Below are 25,296 nucleotides of genomic sequence, written 5' to 3'. Positions count from 1 at the left end.
GGTCTTTTACATTGGTATAAAAGGTAGCTTACATCGCTGCGTAGTCTACTATTACTGCGATGATAAACATAATAGTGAAAACCCCAAAAGATACGCCGAAACCAACGCCAGAATCAATAGCATCGTTACGTTTGCATTGTATATTTTTACCTTCAAATGGATTCATTGTCATCCCTCCAATTCTGTTATTTATTATAAGACATCATTTTCATAAAAGCTATATCGAAAAGACGAATTACCAATGTGGCAAGGAATCGACACAATTTAGCCCAAAGTCACAACCGAAACTAAATCATGTATACTAATAGTATTGCTAGATGGAGGTAAAAATATGATATCAACGGTTTGGAACAATATAAAAAAAGGTCAGCTTGCACCTGTATACTTAATCATTGGTGAAGAAAGCTATTTTATAGACGAAACAGTGAAGCGTTTAAAGGAAGCACTCGGCACAGAAGAAGAAATTGAAATGACTACTTTTGATTTGGAAGAATTACCGGTAGATGTCGTGATGGATGAAGCGGATACGATTCCATTTTTTTCAGAGCGTAAACTAGTAATTGCTAAAAATGCATCGTTTTTAAAGGCAACTGAAAAAGGGAAAGAAAAAATCGAGCATGATTTGAAACGTTTGGAGGCATGGCTTGCAAATCCTTCCGATTTTTCTGTTACGGTTTTTATTGCACCATATGAAAAGCTAGATGAACGTAAAAAAGTGACAAAAATGATGAAAGAGCATGCGCTCATTGTCCAAGCCGAAACGCCAAAAGAACAAGATTTAGCAGTATGGATTCAAGGACTTGTGAAAGCACAGGGCAATACGATTACACAAAGTGCTATTGAGCAGCTTGTATCAATGGTTGGACCGAATATGCTACAGCTACAGATGGAAATGGAAAAACTATCACTCTATGTAGGTGAGGGCGGAGAAATAACAACGATGCTCGTAGAAGATTTAGTCGCAAAAACGTTAGAACAGGATGCCTTTAAAATGTTAAACGCATATTTTGCACATGACCCTGTAGCGGCATTGTCGATTTACCATGATTTATTGCGCCAAAAACAGGAGCCGATTATGCTTGTCGGGCTTCTTGCTTCGAATGTACGGACGATGTCGAATGTGTTTTATTTACTGAAAAAGGGCTATCATCCACAGCAAATTGCAAAAAACTTAAAAATTCACCCTTATCGTGTCAAGTTAATGGTTGAGCAACGCAACCGTCCATCTGAAGAAAGTTTATTGAAAGCTTTATATCAGTTGGCAGAAGTCGATTTACAGTTAAAAACAGCAGGAGGAAACCGCGAGCGATATTTAGAACTATTTTTACTACGCCAACTGTAAAAAATATTAACTAGTTGGGCATGAATGGTTGTATAATGTCGTGGGGGGTTTTTGAACGTGCATACACGAATTCAGTACATGGACAGCCTTAGAGCCATTGCAATTCTAGGCGTATTACTTTTGCATGCTGCGACTCCTTATGTCGTGCTTTATGACAAAATTACTTTATTTGACTGGCAAACAGGCATTGTTTATAATGCATTATCGCGCTGGTGTGTGCCCATTTTTTTAATGATTAGTGGGGCACTGTTACTTGGGCGGAAAGAAGAATCGCTGCGTATTTTTTTTAAAAAACGTGCGAATAAAATTTTACTACCTTTTATTACTTGGTCGATAATCTATTATACGTGGGCAACGTATATGTGGAATCCTGGGTATTCGTTGAAAGAGTTTCTAATCATGTTTTTTAATAATCAGATATACTATCATTTGTGGTATTTTTATGCGCTGATTGGTATTTATTTACTAGCGCCCGTCTTTAATATTTTCGTTAATCATGCCTCTAAACAAATGATAGGCTATGTGGTTGTTCTCTGGATATTATTTTATGGAGGTTTCCGTTATTATTCATATATTGTGAGTAATGAATTTACGTTGTTTTTCCCTTTAAGTGAGTATATCGGTTTCTTTATACTTGGCTACTATTTAGCGACATTTGAACTATCGAAAAAATGGCGTGTCGGAATTTACATGCTAGGAATAGTTGGAGCACTTGAAACAATCCTACGTACAAATGTTTTAACAGAGCAGCAAGGACAATTTACAAGCTATGCTTTTTCTTATTCTAGTCCAAATGTTATTGCGATGAGTATTGCTCTCTTTGTCTTTGTGAAATATTGGGTCAATCGTAAAGTGGCAAGCGGAAGCTATGAGACAAGTAGAATTGTTAAGTTAATTGGGCAAACAAGTTTTGGTGTGTACTTAGTACATGCAATGATTTTAGATAAAGTCCGCCCGTACTTTTTTGATGAAAATGAGCTTTTTGTCAAACCGCTATTTGCTATTCCATTACAAGTACTCATTATTTTAGTGCTTTCCACAATAGTTGTGTGGATTATGCAGAAAATACCATATCTAAAAAGAGTGATTTAGGTAAGGAAGATTCATACAAATAGCAACTATGAATCGTTTTCCTGATAAATAAAATCCGCTGTGCCTTTCCAAGGGGAAGACAAGGAGCACCTTTAGGGTCTCCTGTTTTTTCGAAGAAGCATAGCGGATTTTTTAATGGGCAATCCTATAATTGTTGAAAAACGAAAAAAGACCAGTTACTCAAGAAGAGTAAACTGATCCTTTATAAACACTTACGCTTTTTTAGCTAGGCGAGACTTTTTACGAGCCGCCGCGTTTTTGTGGATAAGTCCTTTTGAAGCTGCTTTATCTAAAGATTTGTAAGCTGCTTGTAAAAGTTCTTGTGCGTTTTCAGCGTTAGCAGCAACAGCGTTTTCAGCTTTTTTCACTGTAGTACGCATTGCAGATTTAGCTTGAGAGTTAGCAACGTTTGCTTTTTCGTTAACTTTTACGCGTTTAATCGCAGATTTAATGTTTGGCATATCTTTCACCTCCTAAAATAGGTACGAGATGATATCTTCTCATTGATTTCTTGTGTCAATACAACAAAAATCATTTTAACAAACGCTAGGCTAAATTGCAATAGATAAATGCAAAGAATATTTACTTGACAGTTTGAACAAACTACTAATTGAGGTGAGCTGAATGCAAAATTTAAATTGGCAACGGACTGATTTAATTGATGAATCTGAAGAGGTCGTTTTACATCAAACGAAGGAACAAAAAGAAACACTTGAACAATCATCTGGGGTTCAAATAGAAGACCGCACTGCAGGACGCGTGAAAATAACCGATGTCCAAGTGAACGCAGAAGGCAAGAAACAAATAGGCAAAAAAGAAGGGAAATATATAACCCTTTCCGTACCAACGCTTACATTAGAAGATGAGGATGGATTTGAACAACTTGAAAAAGCCTTGCTAGCAAACTTTAAAACGTTACATGAATCAATTTCCTGGCAGAAGGATGACAAAATATTAATTATAGGGCTTGGCAATCGAACGATAACGCCAGATGCCATAGGACCATATGTTATCGATCACTTGCATAGTCTAGATAAAATCGATGACAAATTTGTCATGTATGCACCAGGTGTGACGGGGCAAACAGGCTATGAAACAGGTGAATTTGTAGCAGCATTAGCTGAGCGTCTACAACCAAAACTAATCATTGTCGTAGATGCCCTCGCAACAAGAGCAAGCGACCGCTTATGTAAAACTATCCAACTTACCGATACGGGTATTCATCCAGGTTCAGGTGTCGGCAATCAACGCAAGGAAATATCTTTAGAAATGCTTGGTATCCCTGTCACAGCAATTGGGATTCCAACAGTTGTTGATGCACCCGTGCTAATTGCTGACGCAGTAGAGGTGATGTTACGCACTATTGCCGCGCGAGTTGCTGAGAGAGGAAAACCTTCATCTAAATTATCATTATCTTCATGGCGTCCAGATATTAATAAAGAACTGGATATGTCCCTTGTTACACCCATTTTCGGTGAATGGGCAACATGGTCAAAAGAGGAACGTCAACAGCTTTTTGAAGAGACTTTTGCTGCTTCACATGCACAGTTAATGGTCACACCGAAAGAAGCCGATTATTGGATAGATCGGTATGCAACACTCATTTCAACTATGCTTACAAAATGGGCAAACGATCTATAAATTCATCGTTCTAAAAGACACATCCCCTCCATACGATAAGGGGAGGAGGGTGTGACTTTGCTAAAAAAACTACAATGGTCAATTGGTCTATTATTGTTCTTTTTCGTATTACCAGTCATTGCTGGGCAACTTCCGTTCAACAAGCAAGCATCGACTCCGATTAAACAACCAGAGGATAAACAAGTCGTGTTTGCCGCTACAAATTTAGAAGAAGAAAGTGAACTAGAGAAGACGAAAGAGCAGACGCCAGAATCGACACCAGAATCGACGTCAGAGCCGACAAAAGAGCAGGATCCATTTAAAGTATTATTGTTATTTACACATTCACAAGAAGCCTATCAACCGATGGTAAAAGCAGTTAGCGGAAAAGTGGCGGTTTATGATGACAAAACAAATATTTATAACTTACAAGACGCCATTTCCAAGCACTTTAGTATGAACGGTATCCAGACGGATGTATTAGATGTTGATGTGATGAAGGTAATGAAATCGGAAGGCAAAACTTTTCCACAAGCTTATAACACAGTACGTCCATATCTATCAAGCCGTTTACAAGAGCAATCCTATAATTTAATAATTGATTTGCATCGAGATTCTGCCAAGCGGGATGCGACAACTACCATGTACAACAATCAATCATATGCACGTATTGCCATAGTCGTAGGAGCAGAACATAAAAATTACAGATGGAATACGGCTTATGCAGAAAGTCTTTCTGCTGCCATGAATGACATTGTGCCAAAGGTTTCAAGAGGGGTTATATCGAAAAGTGGTGATAATGTAGATGGTCGCTACAATCAAGATTTAGCTAAAGAGATGATTTTAATTGAATTAGGTGGCATCGATAATACAGAAGATGAGTTAAATCGTACAATTGCTGTTATAGGAAAAGCAATTGCCAAAACTTTTGTAACAGAATCTAAAAGTTAAACAGCTATTAGCAGTAAGTTAACAATCATGAGGCAATGATTAACAAGTAGTGTGTTACATTAGTCATCTTTAACTATATTGAATTTTTGCTATTCAAGTAATTTTTTCATCGTTGTCCACTTTAGAAAATAGTTTGATGTCATCAATGAAGGGTAATGAATGGTATGTATGGTGCCAATTGAGAGAATTACTTAAAAAAAATTTTTTCTAGGTCTTTCAATTGTTTATACCTTGCATTATACTTTTCAAGTCAGCTCATACGCCTTATTGAATCGGGCGATTTTCGATTGTGTTCATCAATGAAAAAAGCCGTTTCAAAAGCATCTTCCATTATGGGCAGATGCTTTTTTTGTTGTTTGGTTGTAATATTACAAATTTTTAATAAAAAAATGACTTTGATTATATGTTTTATACATACTTTATGTAAGAAATATAGTAAATTTTTATACCCTGTAGTAGTGAAAATAGATTTAAAAAACTTAGGAAAATGGTATAACGAAAATCCCACCGTGGAAAATTTTTTTTGCTTTAGAAAATGATCAACCTTTTTAGGTCGCTCATACGTCTTTAATATTATAAGTAAAGAATAAAGCGTAGAAAAGGAGCAGAGGCTAGGCAATATATTCACATTTTGTAGATAATTTAATAAATGGAACGACGTTTTATATTTTATTGGAGGAAACAGTATGTTAGGCAAGACATTGAATCATCGTTATATCCCAGGATTAGATGGGATAAGAGCTTTAGCAGTACTAGCAGTCATTGCTTACCATTTTAACTTTCGATGGGCCAGTGGAGGGTTCCTCGGAGTTGATATCTTTTTTGTTTTATCAGGTTATTTAATTACTTCAACCATTTTACCGATGAAAGGGAATCAATTAACAGTCAGTTTGCGGCAATTTTGGATTGGTCGCTTTCGACGTCTAGTGCCCGCTGCTTACGTTATGATTATGACCACTTTCGTCTGGGTCATGTTATTTCATAAAGAACTTTTAAATACTATGCGTGGAGATGCGCTATCTTCCATTTTTTACTCAAGTAATTGGTGGTTTATTTATCATAAACTTTCCTATTTTGATAGTTTCGGGTCGCCTTCCCCATTGAAAAATTTATGGTCTTTAGCGATTGAAGAACAATTTTATGTAATTTGGCCGATTGTATTGATGATTGGTTTAGCTCTATTTAAAAAACAAAGTAAATTTTCGACGATTATTTTCATTGGCGCAATTTGTTCAGCAATCCTCATGGCCCTTTTGTATCAGCCAGGAGCTGACCCAAGCCGAATTTATTATGGGACAGATACACGTTCATTTGAATTGTTAATAGGCTGTTGGTTAGCATTCGTTTGGCCGATGAAAAGACTTTCTACGAAAAAGCTTTCTACTAAGCATGTTTATGAGCTTAACAGTATAGGTTTCATTACCTTTAGTATTTTTATTGTTAGTATTTTATTCGTAGATGAATACCAAGCATTTCTATATAGAGGTGGTATGTTCTTATTTTGTCTAAATGCAGCGCTATTAATAGCCTGTGTTTGCCATCCAGCTAGTTTTTTAGGCAAACTACTTTCATGGAAGCCGCTTCGCTGGATTGGTTCTAGATCGTACGGAATCTATCTTTGGCATTACCCTATTATTGTGTTAGGTACTCCTGTTCATGAAATTGGGAACCCTGTCTATTGGCGTGTTACTATACAGTTATTGCTCATATTACTGCTCGCTGAATTATCTTATCGCTGTATTGAAATGCCTATTCGTAAAAAAGGATTCCGATTATATTTCCGACAATATTTAATCATCAATCCGAACAAATGGCGTGATTTTTCAATTGCAAGAAAAATTGCAACTGCTGTTATTCCACTTTTCTTACTCGTGTTTTTTACTGGTATAACAGGGGTAGTAGGAGAAGCACCACAGGACACAAAGGAGTCTTACCCAACAAACATTAAAATAAATGGTGGGCAACATGCTTCTGCAAAAGATCAGGATACCGTAGAGCAAGATTCCACAGATGAACAAGTAGAATCACCTGTTGACAATAACGAAGCAACGTCAAAAACGGAGAAAGATGATGCAAGTGACATTGCTAAGAAAGGACCGTATAAAGAACTATTAGCTATCGGGGATTCTGTTATGATTGATATTGCTACAAGTTTACATACGCTTTACCCTAACATTACAATAGATGGAAAAATCGGGAGACAAGTTTCGCAAGCAGTCAAACTAATCCCTAGTTACGCCCGCTTCAATCAACCAGATAAAGCGGTCATTATTCAACTTGGCACAAACGGTTACTTTACAAATGACCAAATTGACACGCTTCTTGGTGCTTTTTCACAAGCAGAAATATACTTAGTGAACACGCGTGTACCACGTCCATGGGAAGCAAAAGTAAACAATGCTTTAGCGAATAAAGCGCAAGAGCGTGAGAATATTACGTTAATTGATTGGCATTCTACAGCCTTAAACCATCCCGAATATTTTGCTCCAGACGGAGTACACTTGGAGCCAGAAGGGGTAGAAGCTTTATCGAGTCTAATTCAGCAAGCAATTGATGCGCGTATGAATGAAGTTTAATAAGCATCCTGCTGTCGCTAGATAGTCTCCCTGAGACGAGTCATTTAATGGAGTGACTCGTCTTTTTATATGAAAGAACAGGGATTTTTTCTTATGTAGAAAAAATAATTTGATGCTAATTTAATATATTTATACCAATTATAATCCATTTATGTATAATATTTAGTGGGAGGAGGGATTGATGAATATAGTGAATCCACTAGTTGACAAAGCGGTACATGAACATTGACACCTATGATAAGAACTTTCAAGTATTACATAAAAAGGTTATTTGTGGAAAATGGTAAAAAGGGAGACTTAAAAAATGAAAAGTAAAACACTTGTATTAGTATTGACACTAATGTTAGCATTTGCATTTAATGTCAACATTGCAAATGCTAGCACTTTTAAAGAAGTAAAGGTAACAGACTCTTCATCTAAGGTATATGAAAAAACTGATACTAATTCAAAAGTAATTGGAACTGTGGAAAAGGGAAAATTTGTTATTTCAATTAGTGAACATAATGATTTTTCTCGTATAATGTATTTAAATAACGAAAATAAAATGATTGATGGTTATATTATTGAAGATGCACTTGATGATGCGCCTTACACAATTAAAATTGCAAGTTCGAAAAGTGGCTTGGTTGTAAAAGAAACGCCATCTTTAAAAGGTAAAACGGTTGCAACATTACAAAATAAAATGGTTGTCAAAGATTTCGGATCAGTTGGTGATGGTTGGTCCTTTGTCCAGTATGGTAATGTGATTGGCTATGCTGCTACTAATTTTATGAGCAATTCACAGCCAACAACTAAATATGTGCTAGCGAGCAGTCTTATTGTTAGAAATATTGCAAGCCCTTCTGGTGTTCAAGTAGGGGAGCTAGCGAAAAATGAAGAAGTAGCCGTTCATTCTACAATTGCTGGTTGGTCGTTTATAACAACTGCAGATTACGAGGGCTATGTAGTAGATACTTACTTAAGTTCAAAAAATCCAGCTGCCGCGACAACGAGTAAACCAAGTGGCTCGTCAAATGCGGGTAATTCAAATAGTAGTAAAACCTATAAAAATTGTACAGAGCTTCGTAAAGATCACCCAAATGGTGTAGGAGCTGACCACCCTGCCTATGCGCCTAAACATGATCGAGACAAAGATGGATGGGCTTGTGAAAGGTAATTTTACTTTAGTGAGTAGTAAATAATTGAATTAAAAAAGCGCCTGTCACATGCAGGTGCTTTTTTTCGATCTACAGTTCGTTATTGAATTAGTTAGTGCCTTCCTGTACACACACTTGTCATATTTTATGCACTTTTTGAAAAGCACCTTTTTGGGCCTGATTGCCTGAATTGGGTGCTTTTTGATGCATTGAATTGCAGAAAATAACAAGCATAAATAAGAGTAACCATTGATTTAACAGCATTTATCCCGTTCTAATGTTGTGGTTTGTATGTGGTTCATAGTATAATTCATTATAGTTTAATTAGGAGTGGAAGAGATGAACCGAGAAGCACGATTAAAAAGACAAGAGAACATACGAAATTTCTCTATTATTGCACATATTGACCACGGGAAATCAACGCTTGCTGACCGTATTTTAGAGCAAACGAAATCACTGACATCCCGTGAAATGAAAGCACAGCTACTCGACTCAATGGATTTAGAGCGTGAGCGAGGCATAACAATTAAGTTAAATGCAGTCCAATTAAAATATGAAGCCAAAGATGGCGAAGTGTATACATTCCATTTAATCGACACACCAGGACATGTCGATTTCACATATGAAGTATCACGTAGTTTAGCTGCTTGTGAGGGCGCTATTTTAGTTGTGGATGCAGCACAAGGCATCGAAGCACAAACATTGGCTAACGTTTACTTAGCACTTGATAACGATTTAGAAATTTTGCCAGTTATCAATAAAATTGACTTACCAGCAGCCGATCCAGAACGTGTTCGTCAAGAAGTTGAAGACGTTATCGGTTTAGATGCTTCAGAAGCGGTATTAGCTTCCGCAAAAGCTGGTATCGGTATTGAAGATATTTTAGAACAAATTGTTGAAAAGGTTCCTGCACCAACAGGCGATCCAGAAGCACCATTACAAGCACTTATTTTTGACTCAGTATACGATGCCTATAAAGGTGTTATTATTTCCATTCGAATTATGAATGGTACGGTTAAACCTGGCGATAAAATTCGTATGATGGCGACAGGTGCAGAATTTGATGTTATTGAAGTCGGCGTACATACTCCGAAAAGTGTGCCACAAAGTGAATTAACGGTTGGAGATGTGGGCTACTTAACAGCTTCTATTAAAAATGTTGGGGATACGCGAGTGGGGGACACTGTAACATTTGCTAATCGTCCAGCAGCAGAGGCATTAGCAGGTTATCGCCGTTTAAATCCAATGGTATACTGTGGATTATATCCAATTGATACTGCTAAATATAATGATTTACGTGATGCGTTAGAAAAATTAGAGTTAAATGACTCTGCATTACAATATGAACCTGAAACATCGCAAGCGCTTGGTTTTGGTTTCCGTTGTGGTTTCCTAGGGCTTCTTCATATGGAAATTATTCAAGAACGTATTGAACGTGAATTTAACATTGATTTAATTACAACAGCACCATCGGTAATTTACGATGTTTATATGACAGATGGTACGTCCATTAAAGTCGACAACCCATCCTTTATGCCAGACCCACAAAAAATTGACCGTGTTGAAGAACCATATGTGAAAGCGACAATTATGGTACCGAATGATTATGTTGGTGCGGTAATGGAGCTTTGCCAATTGAAACGTGGTAATTTCATGACGATGGATTATATTGATACGTCACGTGTCAGCATTATTTATGAAATGCCATTATCTGAAATTGTCTACGACTTCTTCGATTATTTAAAATCAAATACCAAAGGCTATGCATCATTTGATTATGAGCTAATCGGTTATCAGCCGTCAAAACTAGTGAAGATGGATATCCTATTAAATGCCGAGCAAGTCGATGCACTAAGCTTTATCGTGCACCGTGACTTTGCTTACGAGCGTGGGAAAGTAATCGTAGAAAAACTAAAAGAATTGATTCCACGTCAACAATTCGAAGTCCCAATTCAAGCTGCAATCGGTCAAAAAATTGTCGCACGTTCGACAATAAAAGCGATGCGTAAAAATGTATTGGCAAAATGTTACGGTGGGGATATTTCTCGTAAACGTAAACTTCTTGATAAACAAAAAGAAGGTAAAAAGCGTATGAAACAAGTCGGTTCAGTCGAAGTTCCACAAGAAGCATTTATGGCTGTATTGAAGATGGATGATACGAAGTAACGTTGAAATAACAACGTTTATAGAGGTTATTAATTAGTAATTTTATATCCTTTGGGTGGAGGATGCCACCGATTCGCCACCGTTATTAATATGATTGAGAATTAGCCTTCCACAGATGATTGTGGAGGGCTTTTATTAAAGGTGTCAGATAAAAACAGACACACTATATACATCAATCAAAAAAGTGACGTGAAGTTCTGATTGAAAATTAATATATAATAATGATAGGTATTAATATACCTCGGAGTAATTAACTCTTATAATTATTAATGTAAAATATTAGAATAATTTTTAATAAATTAGGAGTGTAGAAATGTTTGATTATTTTGAAAGAATACTAAGATTTAAAGATATGGAAGTATGGGATGTTAAGTTTGGTAAAGATGTTTATCGATTATTTATTGTTGATGAAAATCGAGCTTCTGAAATAAAAGATCTAAACCTATCTCCCAATGATATTTTTTTTGAAGATGATTTAAGGGGGAATTTAATTACCGTTAGTGTTTATTCTAAGCATCTTGTCAAAAAAGAACATATAGAACCAATTAATCAATTTTCTAAACAACTTACAGACCATGTTGCATTAGCACACTGTGATGTAGTAGTTACATTTTATACAGGTATTGTTGAAAATATTTTTAAGACGGTATTACAGGAGAAATATAACTTAGACGTTGACAAAATTCCTTTACAAAAATTATTACATCTAAATCAAGACTAATGCGAAAAAAGAGCGTTTATTTTGAAAAAGATAGTAGCCACAATAATGATTATGGTACTTACAATATCTATGTTTCCTTTATCTCCAAATAAAGTAAAAGCAGCAGAAATAGAAACAGAAAAAATGGATATTCCTCAAAAAGTATTGAATAGTTTACCAGAAGAGATTGAATCAATCTTGAGCGGAGAAAAGAACAAAAGAGCAATATGAGTTATATTTAGAGCTTATTGAAAAAGAAAAAAATGAAGAATATACTAGTTCTCCTATAGAGATAACACCTTTGGCTTCAAATGTTAACTCTCAAAGTTGTGAATATGATTTAGGAAGTAATTACTGTTTCAGAATTAATAAACAGAATTCGTCAACTGGCGAACCATATCATATTCATAGTTATAAAAAGAAAGTACATAAAGGTCTATAACCCTGATGCGCAATAATGGTCAGATAATATACCATTTATAAAAACTATAGCTACCGCAGCAATTGTAGTAGCTTTAGTAGTTACACCTATACATAGTGACGAGTATGTAGCTTGGGCATATTTTTTAAGAGCTATTTTGTAATATTTTTAAAAGAACCAGGCGCTCATTTTAATTGAGTACCTAGTTTTTTTATTATTTACCTTTTAATATTATTCTAACCCTAATTGAGTCTTGTTCATCAATTTACCACCTTGGAACATTAAAGAAGCATTTGCCCCTAAAGTCTTACCATTATAACTGTACATAACTACATCGCCAGATTCAGAAATAACCGCACCTTCACCACCAAGGATCTCAAATACTTGTTCTTTTGTCATGCCATTCTCTAATTTATTGAATTGGTCGATAGTGATTTCAATGTCAGATGATTCAACACCAAATTGAGCCTTATTGATTAGTTTGCCACCTTGGAAAGTCATTGTAGAAGCAGCTAGGGCACCATCCGTCTCAAATTCATACATAACAGTATGATACGGTTCACCAGCTGAACCTGTTTCAGACATAATTTTCCCTTCACTACCAATAATTTTAACTACTTCTTCATATGTCATGCCATCTTTAATTTGTTTGAACTTTTCCTCAGTTAATTTTCCATCATCTTTAGAAACTGGTGCTGCTGTTTCTTGTTTAGAATCATTCGATGTTTCAGCAACCGATTTTTCCTCTTTTGCTGATTCGTCCTTTGTAGTTGTCTCTCCACAGCCTGCTAGTCCAAGACTTAATACTAATGCTGCACTAAATACTAATTTTTTCATTTGTAAATTCCTCCCTCTATATTACCATTTTAGGAAAATAATTATAAAAAGTACAGATAAAAAACAGATAACCGTATTTAGTTATCTGTTTAGAATAATTTTTTAATTGTTCGTTTTAAAGATGGTTTACGCTTTTTCTTAATCAATGGCTTTGGCTTTTTAATCTTAATAGGCTTAATTCTAGTTGCTTCATATACTGCCTTTTTAGCTTGCTTCTTTAATTGTCGCTTCTTTTTGCTAATCAACTTTTTAAAAATGTTAGCCCTCCGCAGATTATTTATATCTTCGTACCTTCTTCTAACACAAAATGAGCTTCAAACTTAATCCCTAAAATATCAGCTATTTCTTGTAATTCTTTTTCACTGAAATTATCACGTTTTAATTTTTTGATAAATTTGATTGTCAAGTTCCCATTTTTTTAGCTAATTACGTAATGTTCAAACCTTTAGCATCCATTACACAGCTTCAAAGTGCACCTGACTTTATTAAAGCTAGCTATTCAAAATTGCTATGGATATAAAAAGAGAACTGGGTAGAATGGTAGATGGGAGAAATAATGTTTTGGAAAAATACTATACTTTTGTAGGGTTTTTAACAACCGTTGATAGAATATTAAGTTACTGGTATATAATACTAAGAAATTATGTTTTTATAACTGAGTAGGAGGAGAATAATGAAAAAATTATTTATTGTGTTACTAGCAGCATTCGTATTTGCAGTAGTAAATCCAACGAAACCAGAAGCTAAAGTGATGCATGATGGAGCGGAAGTTGTAAAAGGGCAAACAGGAAAAATGACCTTTAAAAAAGACATTAAGGTATACAAGAAAAATTCAGATGGTACGTTTGAATCTTTAGTGGTAAAGCGAAATAACTTCTTTAGAACGTATGATATTGAAAAATATGATAAAAAAATATTCTATCAAATGGGGCAATACCGCGTACAAGCAACGGATTTGGTAGTTTTCAAAGAAGTACCAATAAAAATTCGTTCTTCTTTTTATAACAAACCAGCTTATATTGTTATTACTCGCGATGGTATTAATGATGGCTTATATTACGGATCATACATCAAACTAGAAGGACCATGGAGTTTTAATTTCAAGGATACAAATAATGGTCAACTACTACAGTATTGCGAAAGTGGTGATGGTAGTGAGGAATTTTGTTACGAGTATCCTGGTACAGACCTTAAAATCGCTGAGACAATATCGAGAGAAAGAGGTGTACGTTATGAACTAACAAGAGATGAAGAGGGGAAGGGCGTTCCATTAAAAGAATCTAAGACTGAAAGAATTATGAAAAAGGGAAGTACTGTTTATTCAAGGTATGATCATGAAATTAATGGTTATATATATGTAACCGATGAATTAGAAGGAAGACTCGATAATGCTGTTTATCTTCCAATGAATTCACTAAAGCCAGTTGGAGATAAGTGATAGATTAAGAATTATATAAAGCCCTCATATTTATTTGATAAGGGGGCTATTTTTTATGGTTGTGGACATGCGAATAGAATGTTTATCGATGTCTTGTGCTTAGCTGAATAATCCATAAAAATGGGTGTTCATTCTATATCCCAGATACATCCTGAATACAACGTTTCTATAGGAAGCATTTATGACTTCTGAAAATGGACGATACGAAGTAATGTTGATTTATCAATATAGGGTATAAACAAGAACTAAGTAAAAAAGCTCAGAAACTCAATTAATTTTGAGCCTGAGCTTTTTTCCATTAAGAACATATTGCTTTGCCTTTAGATAATCAGAGACTATAGAGCATTAACTAATCTCGTTTCTATAAATTATCTTATTGACATCATGTCTTACTGTTTTATGACCGGCTTTAGTACCTTTCCCAACAGCTATGAGCATTACATCTAAATATCTGTCAGAAATATGCAAGATATCTTTTAGTTTTTTAGAATCATAGCCTGACATAGTAATAGTGTCAAAACCGGCTTCATTTGCTAATAAAATGAATGACATGGACGCAAGACTTACATCTCGAGTTAATTCTAGCTTTAAATCTTCCTTAGATTTATGTTGGTAATAATTGATTGCAGCATTTGCTAGATAATCTCTTAGCGATTCATCGTAATACCCTGCTTGAAAGCCCTCCTCATGTATCTCGATAATATTCTCTTTGTCAAATGCCTGATAATCACCTAACATGACCATTAAAGTTGAAGCTTCTATTACTTGTTGCTGATTAAAGGCTATAGGGAGTATTAAATTTCTTAAGTCTGGATTATCAATAATTAAGTATCGTGTAGCTTGAATATTATTTCCATTAGGTGCCTTACTTGCACTTTCAACTAATGAGCTTAGTTTTTCTGAACTTATTTTATAACTTGCATCATAATGTCTAACTGAACGTCTTTTTTCCAAAATATTTTTTACACTCATACTATCAGCTCCGAAATTTTTATTGTCTTGCAGCTTTAATTATAGTAAGCAATAATATAGAAGAAAATAACGCACTTTAAAGTGGTATAGCCACTTAAAGGTGCCTATTTAGCGTCAGGAGGAAAATAGATGGTGAACTATAATACAGGAATTAATATTTTCATGAATATAGCAGGTGGTAAATGGAAATGTTTAATTCTTTTTTTCTTAAGTCAAAAATCAGTAAGAACAAAAGAGTTTTATGAGTTAATACCTGGCATTACACAAAAGGTTTTAACCGATCAATTGAAACAGTTAGAAAGAGATGGCCTTGTACGAAGAGAAATATTTAAAGAAGTACCGCCAAAAGTAGAATATAGCTTAACGGATTTGGGAAAATCTTTTGTACCAGTATTAAACACGATGTGTGAATGGGGAAATACATATGCAGCTATAAAAGGTCTAGATAAAGATCAACAAATTACTTGTGATTTGTTCCGCAGTGCTCAAAATGACAGGTAGTGGCAACTAGACTTGCTCCTAGCAGGTACTGTCAATCATGAAATCAAACATTTATTTAATAATAAGTGCGTAGTTGTTTATTTTTCTAGATTGATGAAATATGAGGTTTAACTAGATTTCATTAAAAATACCAAAAAATTGTCGATATAGATTATGAGGTGGAAAAATATGAAAATAACGCATGATAGTAATTCTACGAACTTTATTAAACTGTCAAATGTATCTTCTAATAGACCTAAAATGGTTCAGCAAAATACTCCAATTCGCAAAGATACATTAACAATAGGACAACAAGCACGAAATTTGTTTAAAGGTCAGCAAGCTAAAACGAGTCTTATTGAAAGTTTAATGAAGCAACGAGAGAGCATTCAACAAATGAAAAGTGATTTAAGCGAACGGACGTTAGAAAACGGAGGCGACTTATCGTCTATTAAAGAACAGCTAAAGGATTTTGAAAAACAAATAGCTGAAATTGATGCTCAAATAGCTGAACAGCAGATGGAAGAACAAAAGAAAGCGACAAACCAAAAGGATCAAGAAATAAAGAAAGAACAACCTGCCAATTCAATGGAAGATATTTTGGGCAAATCTGTTTCACTAGAACAAATGGAAACATTAGAATTGTCGAAGAATTCATTAGGACGCGAGCAAAATCGTCTTGAGAGTGAAGTAGCGTTAGATGCACGCCGTGGAATTTTTATTGATAAAAAATATGAAAAACTTTCAGATTTAGAGGATCGGATTCAAACTGTGCAAGAAAAAGTAGCAGATCAGCTTCAAAATGCTGAAGATAAAGATCTACATAAAGAAGATTCTTTAACTACTCTTATTGATGAATTTAAGGAATCTAAAACCGAACAACAACAGGATAAACTGACAGCGGAATAAAGGAAGTTAAAGTAACTAGCCACCATCATATTGAGCAAATTTGACTGATTAACTGTCATTGTGAAGATGGAAAAAAGCCCAGTTCTCAAAATTTTGAGACTGGGCTTTTTGGCGCGATCTAATTATTATGGTCATGGCAAAAGGATCGTAGCCATATGCATGGTAGCAAAATAGCTACTAATCACATGTGTATTTATATTCAGGGTTTGTTTGAATAAAATAGCCACTTCGTACTTGCCCTGCCCAGTTTTGTAATGCTTCTTTCCAAGCTATACTATCAAAAAATTCATCTACTGTTGTCGTTTCAGAAAACCATATTAATGGGGTATAAGGGGCAAGTGGACCTGCATCTCCCCAGATACCACCTGCTTTGATTGTACTTTGTTTTACAAGCAGTAAAGGAAGTCCGCGTTGTAGAGACATGGATGGTTCTATTTGTAAGAAAGGCGAATAAGGTTCAAGTTGATCCGTTCGTCGAGTTGGTTTTAATAGAGCCGCAGCTGTTCCATAACTAGAGTTTACTATTGTCCGGACATTCTCTATTGTAGTATTGGGATATTGGTCTGTATTCGGAATGGTTCTTGGGAAAAGAAGCACCTGTTTAATTTCGTTAAACATTCGAATAATAAATCGTTGCTCTTCTGATAATGGTGGTTGTGCTGATCCTAAAGTAAAAAGGTTTTGATGACTAAAAAAAACAGGAATGCGGAAAAATGCACCTGCTGCATCATTTAAATCTTCCACAGCTTTATAAAATTGATTGATTTCAGTGTTCGTATTTCTAGTTTTATTCTCACTCAAGTTTGATAATCTCCTTACGCTAACTTATTCAAAAGTTAGAAGGAAAGGCTGTGTTTACATACAATATAGCTATTCATTTTGTTTCTTATAAATTATCACCTATATATTGCGAGTGAAAAATTATGAAATATAGTTACTAGATAAATAAATTAGGCTGCATTAGTTTAATTTTCGAATACACATTTTTATTCTCTCTACATACAGTGTAAAAAGGAGTGGTGTGTATTGATGACAAATCATGACCGTTTTATTAAGGCTGTTAATATTCCTAATCCATTGTATCAATCCATACAAGGACGATATTTTGTTGGTCAAACGGAACCGATTTGTTTAGGGAAAGGGAAAAATGCCTGGGGAAGCTTGAGTAATCCGCATTATTCAAATGTAGATTTATATGTAAATGCGTTTACCATTACAAATCACTCGAATCAACCATTTGTTGCTGAAATTTGGTTTAATGCAATAGCTCCTGGAAATGCGATGATTTCTAAAAACGTAACATCTGCAAATCAGGCCATTTCGCCACTTCCAAAGCCAGAAGTGAAAATTGAGTTTGCTGAACATGTAAGTGGATTTCCAAAACAGGGCGTAAATGCATTTAAACGCATTGTACCTCCACAAAGTACATTGGCAAGTGATGAAGATGGAAAATTTATATTTCCATCAGGAGAATCCTTTGTAATTTTTTTAGTTTCACCCAATGATGGATATATCGAGGCAGAAGTGGCATTTGGATGGTTTGAAAAAAAGATTAAGAAATAAATACATCTGGGCAAAAGAAGAATCGCTTGTGAACATCCGAATCGAGTAGACTAGCCGTCAACGCTAATTGATAACTTTATATCATTATTTTATATTTGATGAATAGATTTTTTTTACACAATAGCTAAATAATGATACTCACAATATAAGTCCTCTTATACTGCTTTATTTACCACTTACTGTATAAATTACAAATCTTCTAAAATGGCATGTTACATTAAGAAATGTAGCACGACATTTTTTGATAAATCAATTTTTAGGGGACTGTAAAATGAAAAAACTTACGTTAATGTTTAGTTGCTTAGCTATTGGAATAGCTGGATACTCCATAGTTCAATATTTAATAATGGATGCCCATCAGGCAGGCTTTGTTCGCATGAAACTGATGTTTATGGATACATTGGATTCGCACTGGTATACCTTGCTTTATATCCATATTGTATGTAGTGTAGTGGCTTTAGTAATAGGTCCCTTTACACTATCTTCAAAATTTAGAGAAAAAAATAGGAAGCGTCATCGTATAGCAGGGAAGGTCTATATGATAGGCATTTTATTCGGCAGTATTGCAGGTCTTTATTTAGCGTTTTATGCGACAGGCGGATTTGTGTCACAGCTCGGTTTTAGTATGTTAGCTATTTTCTGGGTCATTACCGGTTATCAAGCGGTTACGAAAATTAAAAAACATAATGTTTATGAACACCAAAAATGGATGATACGCAATTATTCATTAACTTTTGCTGCGGTAACTTTAAGAATGTGGCTACCATTATTTACTGCATTATTTGGATTCGAAAATTTTATGATTAGTTATCCTATCATTTCATGGTTATGTTGGGTACCGAATCTTATAGTTGCGCAGTGGATTATTGGGCGGACACTTCAAGAAAGAAGCACAATAGTTAAATAGGTTAGGATAAATGCCACTCTATTTAGGGTGGTTTTTATTGTATATTCGTATCAAAATGCTGTCAAATTGGGAGGGTAGAATTAAAAAAAGAAAAATAAAAGCCATCGGAAAGATGATATTTTTTATGTAATCCTAAAATTATTATTAAAAAATGTCTAAATTTTTCAAAAAAATAAAGTAATTTGACTATTGTATGAGAATCGTTATCAATGATAAGTTATTGTTAACTCGGGGATAGTTTAGCTATAGCTATACGATGTTGAAATTATATAATATTACTTTTAGAGTAGAGTATCACAATGGAAATACAAATAGAGGTATTAGAGCAGATTTATACTGGGTTTTAGTTTTTAATATCGAGCCTTAATATCAGGCTATATTGCACTATTAAAAGATTATGCCTTTTCGAAAAATGTAGCGTTAACTGATGATACGATTATATCGTTATTAAAGTCTATTAATAATGAAGAATTAACGTATTTACAAGCATTGAAGAAAATCAGTACTTGGTAAGGGGACTAGTTATATGGAAATAAGACCATATTATTTAGCGATAATAGCAGCCGTCATAAGCTGTGGTGCATCATATTTATCTATATCTTCAGATGCCAAATCTATTATTAACTTTTTTATGGCTGTTTTAATAATTATTTCTATTTATTTGAGTTATAAAGAATACAAAAAATCGAAAAGAGAGTCTTGAACTTAATAGATTAATAGGATGTTGATATATGGAAATAAGAGATTGGTTTAGTATACCAATGATATTAAGTCAAATTGTTATTTGGATTTTATGGATTCTATTACAACTTGCTTTAGAAGCCAATATAATGTGGATAATTTTTAATCCATTTAATTTTCTTTTTGTTGCAAATGTAATTATTGGCGTCGTCTATCAAATTAAAAAGTGTAAAAAGACAACGTGTTAATATACGGGTATAAGATGACCAAGTAAGCATACGATGTGACCTTGGTCATTTTTTATTGTGCAACGAATCCTGAAATAATGGAAAAATATAACTGACTAAATATCATATGTGTATTATGATAAAAGAATAAGAAAGTAACACATTTTAGTTGTAGGAGGGAGGGGATTGAACATGGATTATCATATATTCGAGCAGAGAGTTCACAATATAGTGGAGCGAATGGTTGCGATTGGTGGAGAAGTATCAGCAGTAGATATTGGTGCCCCTGCGACGCTACAACAAATTGCACACTGTGAGAACCAATTAGGTTTCCAGATTCCTAAAAGTTTTAAAAAAGTGCTACTGGAGTTTTCATCAGCATTATACTTCCGTTGGGTTTTTCCAGATGATTACCAACTAGAAGGTGAACTAGATGGAATCTTTAGTGGAATGCTTCATTGGGATTTGGAATTATTGAACGAGATAAATAATGATAAAAACGCGTGGATTAAGGAAGTTTTTTCAGATCCACAACATGATTACGATAAAGTATGGCATCATACATTTGCTTTTTACGAGGTCGGCAATGGAGATTACATTGCATTTAATATCGTTGATAACAATGCTGATGCTTCTATTGTTTATTTAAGTCATGATGATGGAGAAGGTCATGGCTATAAATTAGCGGATAACTTTATTGATTTTCTAGAAAAATGGTCTAGGTTAGCATTTGTTGGTGGTGAAGATTGGCAGTGGCTAGCATTTACATCGAATGCTCGAAGTGGTCTTTTACCAGACAGTCAACATGCAAAGCGCTTTAGACGTTTAATGAAATTAACAATTTAATTTGGGATGCATGACGGGGCTTACGGAAAGTGCCATTTTGTTTAAAAGGAGCTAATAACATTGTACGAACAACAACTTGCAAGGGCAATCCAATTACGAAATGAGGAAAAGAAGAAAGAATCAAATCACTTGTTGTTAAAAATGGTAGAACAATACCCGAATGATGCGTTTGTGAACTATCAATGTGCTTGGAGCTTTGATGTTTTGGGAGAAGAGTCACAAGCGGTACCATACTATGAAAAAGCAATTCAACAAGGGCTATCTGGCAAAGATTTAGAAGGAGCATTTATAGGGCTTGGTAGTACATATAGAACGTTAGGGCAGTATAAAAAAGCACAATCGACGTTTTTAAAAGGAATCGACTTATTTCCGACTAATAAAGCATTACAAGTCTTTTATGCCATGACTTTATATAATCTAGACGAGCATAGTAAGGCGATGGAGCTTTTATTAGAATGCTTACTATATACGACAAGAGATGCTGAAATACTTAGTTATAAAAATGCGATTCATTTTTATGCACATCAATTAGATAAAGTATGGCAATAAAGGGGGAATAATGTGACGAAGTTTTATATGATGGTTATTACCAAAAAAACAGATGACCAAGAATATGAGGAAGCAGAAAACGTTTTTGTTAAAAAATCGCAACTAAAAAAGTATTTGAAGAGTGAGGGGTACTGCAAGGAAACCAAGTATCAGTACATTAAAATACAAAAAGAATCCATGTATGTTGCGACTGTTGAAAAAATAAAAGTACAATAGCAGTCCAAATTCACGAAAACCAGTATTACTGATTTTAAAAGGGGATTTGGCCTATTTGAACAGGGAGTTGTTTTAGTTGAAAATCAGTAAAGAACATGCGGAGCATTACATATGGGGCAAACAATGTGATGGCTGGCATTTAGTTAAAAATAATGAATTAAGTATTATTCATGAACGAATGCCTGCCAATACAACGGAAGTTTGTCATTACCACCATCAAGCACAACAATTCTTTTTCGTGCTATCAGGTATAGCAACAATGGAAATAGGCGAAGAACGGATTATATTATTGCCCCATGAAGGAATTGAAGTACCACCATTTCAGCCGCACCAAATGCGCAATGATTCACAGGAAGATGTGGAATTTTTGGTTATTTCGCAGCCAAATAGTAGAGGAGATCGTACTCCGATATAGGGTTATATAGAAACCTAAAGTATATTTTCTAAATCTTCATTCTTTTGCATGAGGAACATGTATCTGTTATTTAGTACAGTAAATGATATCAAAAGCTAAGGGGGTGACGGATTGATGAGAATTACTAAAATAAAACTTTACGCGTATGATTTACATAAAATGAAGGAATTTTACTGTACCTTATTAGGATTTGAATTATTAGATGAGGGGACCCATTTTTTTGACATAGTTGCTGGGGAGAGCAATGTTCGATTCGAAAAACTAGATGCTTCTGTTGCAAAGCAATATCATTTCGCCTTCAATATCCCTAGTAATTTATTTCAGTTAGCGAAAAAATGGGCAAAAGAGCGTGTAGACGTATTAAGTTTGGACGATGAGGATGAAGTGTATTTTAAAACAATCGATGCCTATTCATGCTATTTTTATGATGCCGAGAACAATGTAGTAGAGTTGATAGCACGGCAGCAAATCAATCCGAGCGTTAATGCCGATACATTTTCCATTGAACATATACAAGATATAGCAGAAATAAATTTAACCACAGATGCGATTGCAGACGTGGTAGAGCGTTTAAAGGATTATGATATAACACCATTAAAAGGGGAAGATATTCGCTTAGATGCGCTAACCTTTATGGGAAATTACGAAGAGGGAGCCTATCTATTAATTGGTCCAAGTGAACGGCTTTGGTATTTCTCTACTCGAAAAGCGATAATCAGTCCTATTCAAATAGAAGTAAATAAAGAGATTGTGATATCTATGACAGCTAATGGCAATTTTGCGATTTCGGAACAAACGAAGGATAGACAACAGGCTATCCTTCGTTTTATCGTTAAAATAAATCGGTAGATAAATAGCGCAATCCTGTATCTGGAAAGAGTACGACTATACGTTTCCCTTTGTTTTCGGGACGTTTAGCAAGAGTTGTTGCAACAAACAAAGCCGCACCAGAGGAAGTACCTACTAAAACACCATCTGTTTGCGCTACAGTGCGAGCAGCTTTATAGGCCTCATCTGTTTCTACTTCTAACACTTCATCAATCCGATCAAGATGAACATTAGACGGAACGCGAGCTTCCTGTGCATCTGAAAAGCGATGTACACCTGTAATTTCAATAATATCAGGCTGTTCAACTGTAGCGATAGAATTAATAGCGGGTTCTACGCCTATAATTTGTATGGCTGGATTTTTGGATTTTAAATAAGCCCCTACACCACTAATGGTGCCTCCTGTACCAATTGCTGCAACAAAAATATCAATTTGCCCTGCTGTGTCCGCCCAAATTTCTGGCCCAGTAGTGCGTTCGTGAATGTTAGGGTTGGCTTCATTATCCAGTTGATTTAGAAAGACGACATTGTCCTCCTTATCAACGACGGTTTCTCTAAATACTTTAATGGTTTCAACAAAATCGCCATCGGTTTCTTCAAATGCCGCTACCATCTCTGGTACATCGGAAAATGGAACAACCTCAGTTCCATATGCTTTCACAACCTTTGTTCGTTCTTCGCTTACACCATCTTGCATGTAGATACGTAATTTATAGCCCTTTGCTGCTGCAATGGCCGCAAGCCCAATACCAGTATTCCCACTTGTTGTTTCAATAATCGTTTTGTCCTTTGTTAAAACTCCACGTGCTTCAGCATCCTCAATCATCGCTTTAGCAATACGATCTTTTACACTATTCGTAGGATTAAAATATTCTAGCTTCGCAATAATTTCCGCTTCAAGTTGTAGTTCTTTCGTGTACTGATTTAACGCTAATAGTGGTGTATGCCCTACTAACTCGGTTATCGACTGCTTTATGGTATTGGCAATAATTTGACCCATATCATCATCCCCTTTATTTTACCTACTTAACAAATTAGTTTTGTAGGAATTATTGGCATCTTAGCATGATAAATCCTTATGAGCAATACATTTTCTGATAGAAAGAATGGTTCGATTAATAGAAAAACGTAATCAGTTTATTTAAATTTAAAGTTTTAGTTGTTTTAAAGAGAAGTGGAAGGTAAGGTCAACTATTTGCGTTGTTGAACATTTTAGAAAAAACATGAATTGCGCTATGATAAGAGAAATGGGGAATGCTGTTATGATAGTAACCAGAAAAATAAATGTTGGAGAGGATTTGAATGGAATGTTGGAAGATGTGAATCGATTAAAAGAAAGAATCAATCAACTAAGTGAAGCGGAAGCAAAGTCAATGCTTTTCATATCTCTATTAAATGGAAAGTCGAGTGAGGACATGCAGCAAATACTCCTACATATGACAGAAGATAAGGAACAAATGGATAAAGCGCAGACAATACATATTGTTTTTGGTGATTCGCCAGCCGGAAGTCTAAAAGCAGCATTTAGAACGTTAGAATATCAAAAGACAGAGGATATTATTGTTTGGCCAGATAATTTATCGATTGGGCCAGTAAAAGATATACATCAAGCTTCGGGAATAGAAGCGAGACTTGGATGGTTCCACAAACGATACAATATGGACGAGGATGAACGTAATCATTATCGACAATGTATGCAAACTGCTATCGAGAAAATAAACAATATTTTACCACATCAAAAAATCGTTATTTGGACATGCCAAAATGCACATGAACAAACAGGATTAAGACTTGTACTAGCCATGCTAGAAGGCAAAGTGAATACAGTGCGAGTCATTGATACGTATAAGGCTTTTCATGAAAAAGAGATGCATACACAAATAGCGGATTATCCACGAACTTCAGGAGAATTGAATGAAGAAAACCTCCTGTATTTTTATGAACAGTTTGACATGGGTGAACTAATGAATGAAGCAAGAGAAGCCTTAATTAAGGAAGGTAAAAGCTTATTAGCAGACGAAGTTCATCTGTTACGAACATGGACATGTAATGGGCTATTGCATAGCGTACATGAAAATCGAGATGATGATTTTATTATTGAATGTGCTAAGCGGATGTATCAAGAAGATGGTAACGTAGCGTTTAGGAAGGCGGCACGTTTAATAGGTGAAGTGTACGGACATATGCAACAATTTACAGGAGACGAATGGATTGAGTATCGTTTACGAACGTTAATCAAGCAGGGCATTTTTTCGTATCGAGGAGATTTGAAGGCTATGCGCTTTTATGAAGTGAAATTGCAAGATGACTTCTTGACAAATTGAAATTTTTGATGTTTTGACTTCATTAAAAAGCATAGATAGAATAGTGTAGTAGAGTTTGAATAACTCTAGTCGATTAGCAACATTTATCAGTGAACATAAC

27 protein-coding genes are annotated in these 25,296 nt (G+C 35.0%); 21 read left to right on the top strand and 6 right to left on the bottom strand.

Features of this window, described 5'->3' with window-relative positions; all coding sequences use genetic code 11:
* Positions 1–28: 28 nt before the first annotated feature.
* The gene (locus MKY08_RS14590) at positions 29–166 is read right to left on the bottom strand and encodes a YqzM family protein (protein ID WP_024363084.1); all 138 of its coding nucleotides are present in this window, start codon (positions 164–166) and stop codon (positions 29–31) included.
* A gap of 165 nt (positions 167–331) precedes the next feature.
* Between MKY08_RS14590 and holA the strand changes: the two genes are divergently transcribed.
* Together holA and MKY08_RS14580 are read left to right on the top strand one after the other, a co-directional pair.
* Positions 332–1,342, top strand: a complete 1,011-nt coding sequence (holA, locus tag MKY08_RS14585) for a DNA polymerase III subunit delta (RefSeq protein WP_069513423.1) — start codon at positions 332–334, stop codon at positions 1,340–1,342.
* 57 nt (positions 1,343–1,399) lie between these two features.
* A complete protein-coding gene (locus tag MKY08_RS14580; protein WP_069513424.1) occupies positions 1,400–2,434 on the top strand; it encodes an acyltransferase family protein in 1,035 nt (344 codons plus the stop codon).
* Between the two features lie 212 nt (positions 2,435–2,646).
* Here MKY08_RS14580 and rpsT read toward each other — a convergent pair whose 3' ends face one another.
* Entirely contained in the window at positions 2,647–2,895 is a 249-nt protein-coding gene (gene rpsT, locus MKY08_RS14575; protein ID WP_024363081.1) for a 30S ribosomal protein S20, read from the bottom strand.
* A 163-nt stretch (positions 2,896–3,058) separates the two neighbouring features.
* On the opposite strand from rpsT, the gene gpr reads away from it, so the two are divergent.
* The 7 genes from gpr to MKY08_RS14540 all read left to right on the top strand — a co-directional run bounded on the left by gpr (position 3,059) and on the right by MKY08_RS14540 (position 11,814).
* Positions 3,059–4,075 carry a GPR endopeptidase gene (gene gpr, locus MKY08_RS14570; protein WP_025220063.1) on the top strand — a complete coding sequence of 339 codons (1,017 nt, stop codon included), beginning with the start codon at positions 3,059–3,061 and terminating at the stop codon, positions 4,073–4,075.
* Between the two features lie 51 nt (positions 4,076–4,126).
* Positions 4,127–5,005, top strand: a complete 879-nt coding sequence (gene spoIIP, locus MKY08_RS14565) for a stage II sporulation protein P (RefSeq protein WP_256093240.1) — start codon at positions 4,127–4,129, stop codon at positions 5,003–5,005.
* Between the two features lie 686 nt (positions 5,006–5,691).
* The gene (locus MKY08_RS14560; RefSeq protein ID WP_069513427.1) at positions 5,692–7,581 is read left to right on the top strand and encodes an acyltransferase family protein; all 1,890 of its coding nucleotides are present in this window, start codon (positions 5,692–5,694) and stop codon (positions 7,579–7,581) included.
* A gap of 304 nt (positions 7,582–7,885) precedes the next feature.
* Positions 7,886–8,737 carry an excalibur calcium-binding domain-containing protein gene (locus MKY08_RS14555; protein WP_069513428.1) on the top strand — a complete coding sequence of 284 codons (852 nt, stop codon included), beginning with the start codon at positions 7,886–7,888 and terminating at the stop codon, positions 8,735–8,737.
* Positions 8,738–9,056: 319 nt separating this feature from the next.
* A complete protein-coding gene (gene lepA / locus MKY08_RS14550) occupies positions 9,057–10,883 on the top strand; it encodes a translation elongation factor 4 (protein WP_025220059.1) in 1,827 nt (608 codons plus the stop codon).
* A gap of 313 nt (positions 10,884–11,196) precedes the next feature.
* Positions 11,197–11,604, top strand: coding sequence for a hypothetical protein (locus tag MKY08_RS14545; protein WP_069513429.1), 408 nt, complete (start codon positions 11,197–11,199; stop codon positions 11,602–11,604).
* 21 nt (positions 11,605–11,625) lie between these two features.
* Positions 11,626–11,814, top strand: coding sequence for a hypothetical protein (locus MKY08_RS14540; protein WP_069513430.1), 189 nt, complete (start codon positions 11,626–11,628; stop codon positions 11,812–11,814).
* 421 nt (positions 11,815–12,235) lie between these two features.
* Here MKY08_RS14540 and MKY08_RS14535 read toward each other — a convergent pair whose 3' ends face one another.
* Positions 12,236–12,841, bottom strand: a complete 606-nt coding sequence (locus tag MKY08_RS14535; RefSeq protein ID WP_069513431.1) for a DUF3862 domain-containing protein — start codon at positions 12,839–12,841, stop codon at positions 12,236–12,238.
* Between the two features lie 673 nt (positions 12,842–13,514).
* Here MKY08_RS14535 and MKY08_RS14530 point away from each other — a divergent pair.
* Positions 13,515–14,279, top strand: a complete 765-nt coding sequence (locus MKY08_RS14530) for a hypothetical protein (RefSeq protein WP_069513433.1) — start codon at positions 13,515–13,517, stop codon at positions 14,277–14,279.
* A 345-nt stretch (positions 14,280–14,624) separates the two neighbouring features.
* Here the strand turns inward: MKY08_RS14530 and MKY08_RS14525 are convergent, their stop codons facing one another.
* Complete coding sequence (locus tag MKY08_RS14525; RefSeq protein ID WP_069513437.1) at positions 14,625–15,251, bottom strand: nitroreductase family protein; 627 nt, start codon at positions 15,249–15,251, stop codon at positions 14,625–14,627.
* A 129-nt stretch (positions 15,252–15,380) separates the two neighbouring features.
* Between MKY08_RS14525 and MKY08_RS14520 the strand changes: the two genes are divergently transcribed.
* Together MKY08_RS14520 and MKY08_RS14515 are read left to right on the top strand one after the other, a co-directional pair.
* Positions 15,381–15,752 (top strand): winged helix-turn-helix transcriptional regulator, encoded by a 372-nt coding sequence (locus MKY08_RS14520; protein ID WP_069513445.1) that lies wholly within the window; start codon positions 15,381–15,383, stop codon positions 15,750–15,752.
* Positions 15,753–15,920: 168 nt separating this feature from the next.
* Positions 15,921–16,640, top strand: coding sequence for a hypothetical protein (locus MKY08_RS14515; protein ID WP_069513446.1), 720 nt, complete (start codon positions 15,921–15,923; stop codon positions 16,638–16,640).
* Between the two features lie 177 nt (positions 16,641–16,817).
* Here the strand turns inward: MKY08_RS14515 and MKY08_RS14510 are convergent, their stop codons facing one another.
* Entirely contained in the window at positions 16,818–17,441 is a 624-nt protein-coding gene (locus MKY08_RS14510; RefSeq protein WP_069513447.1) for a hypothetical protein, read from the bottom strand.
* Between the two features lie 228 nt (positions 17,442–17,669).
* Here MKY08_RS14510 and MKY08_RS14505 point away from each other — a divergent pair, with 228 nt between their 5' ends.
* From MKY08_RS14505 to MKY08_RS14470, 8 genes are all read left to right on the top strand, one after another.
* The gene (locus MKY08_RS14505; protein ID WP_069513449.1) at positions 17,670–18,203 is read left to right on the top strand and encodes a DUF6143 family protein; all 534 of its coding nucleotides are present in this window, start codon (positions 17,670–17,672) and stop codon (positions 18,201–18,203) included.
* A 271-nt stretch (positions 18,204–18,474) separates the two neighbouring features.
* Positions 18,475–19,110, top strand: coding sequence for a DUF2306 domain-containing protein (locus MKY08_RS14500; protein WP_069513451.1), 636 nt, complete (start codon positions 18,475–18,477; stop codon positions 19,108–19,110).
* A gap of 526 nt (positions 19,111–19,636) precedes the next feature.
* Positions 19,637–19,813, top strand: coding sequence for a hypothetical protein (locus MKY08_RS14495; protein WP_176723238.1), 177 nt, complete (start codon positions 19,637–19,639; stop codon positions 19,811–19,813).
* Positions 19,814–20,210: 397 nt separating this feature from the next.
* The gene (locus MKY08_RS14490) at positions 20,211–20,864 is read left to right on the top strand and encodes an SMI1/KNR4 family protein (protein ID WP_069513455.1); all 654 of its coding nucleotides are present in this window, start codon (positions 20,211–20,213) and stop codon (positions 20,862–20,864) included.
* 60 nt (positions 20,865–20,924) lie between these two features.
* The gene (locus tag MKY08_RS14485; RefSeq protein WP_069513457.1) at positions 20,925–21,413 is read left to right on the top strand and encodes a tetratricopeptide repeat protein; all 489 of its coding nucleotides are present in this window, start codon (positions 20,925–20,927) and stop codon (positions 21,411–21,413) included.
* Between the two features lie 12 nt (positions 21,414–21,425).
* Positions 21,426–21,629, top strand: coding sequence for a hypothetical protein (locus MKY08_RS14480; RefSeq protein WP_069513459.1), 204 nt, complete (start codon positions 21,426–21,428; stop codon positions 21,627–21,629).
* Positions 21,630–21,705: 76 nt separating this feature from the next.
* On the top strand, positions 21,706–22,044 hold the full coding sequence (locus tag MKY08_RS14475; RefSeq protein ID WP_069513461.1) for a cupin domain-containing protein: 339 nt from the start codon (positions 21,706–21,708) through the stop codon (positions 22,042–22,044).
* 114 nt (positions 22,045–22,158) lie between these two features.
* Positions 22,159–22,893: a VOC family protein gene (locus MKY08_RS14470; protein WP_069513463.1), complete on the top strand. Its 735-nt coding sequence runs from the start codon at positions 22,159–22,161 to the stop codon at positions 22,891–22,893.
* Here the strand turns inward: MKY08_RS14470 and MKY08_RS14465 are convergent.
* Positions 22,877–23,872: a cysteine synthase family protein gene (locus tag MKY08_RS14465; RefSeq protein ID WP_069513465.1), complete on the bottom strand. Its 996-nt coding sequence runs from the start codon at positions 23,870–23,872 to the stop codon at positions 22,877–22,879. The genes MKY08_RS14470 and MKY08_RS14465 overlap by 17 nt on opposite strands.
* 262 nt (positions 23,873–24,134) lie before the next feature.
* Between MKY08_RS14465 and MKY08_RS14460 the strand changes: the two genes are divergently transcribed.
* Positions 24,135–25,196 carry a DUF1835 domain-containing protein gene (locus MKY08_RS14460; protein WP_256093246.1) on the top strand — a complete coding sequence of 354 codons (1,062 nt, stop codon included), beginning with the start codon at positions 24,135–24,137 and terminating at the stop codon, positions 25,194–25,196.
* Positions 25,197–25,296: the final 100 nt, after the last annotated feature.

The sequence above is a fragment of the Lysinibacillus sp. FSL M8-0337 genome, from assembly GCF_038593855.1.
GTDB lineage: Bacteria > Bacillota > Bacilli > Bacillales_A > Planococcaceae > Lysinibacillus > Lysinibacillus sphaericus_D.
Note: the sequence above shows the minus strand (reverse complement) of the source record. Positions and strands in the feature narration are given on the sequence as shown.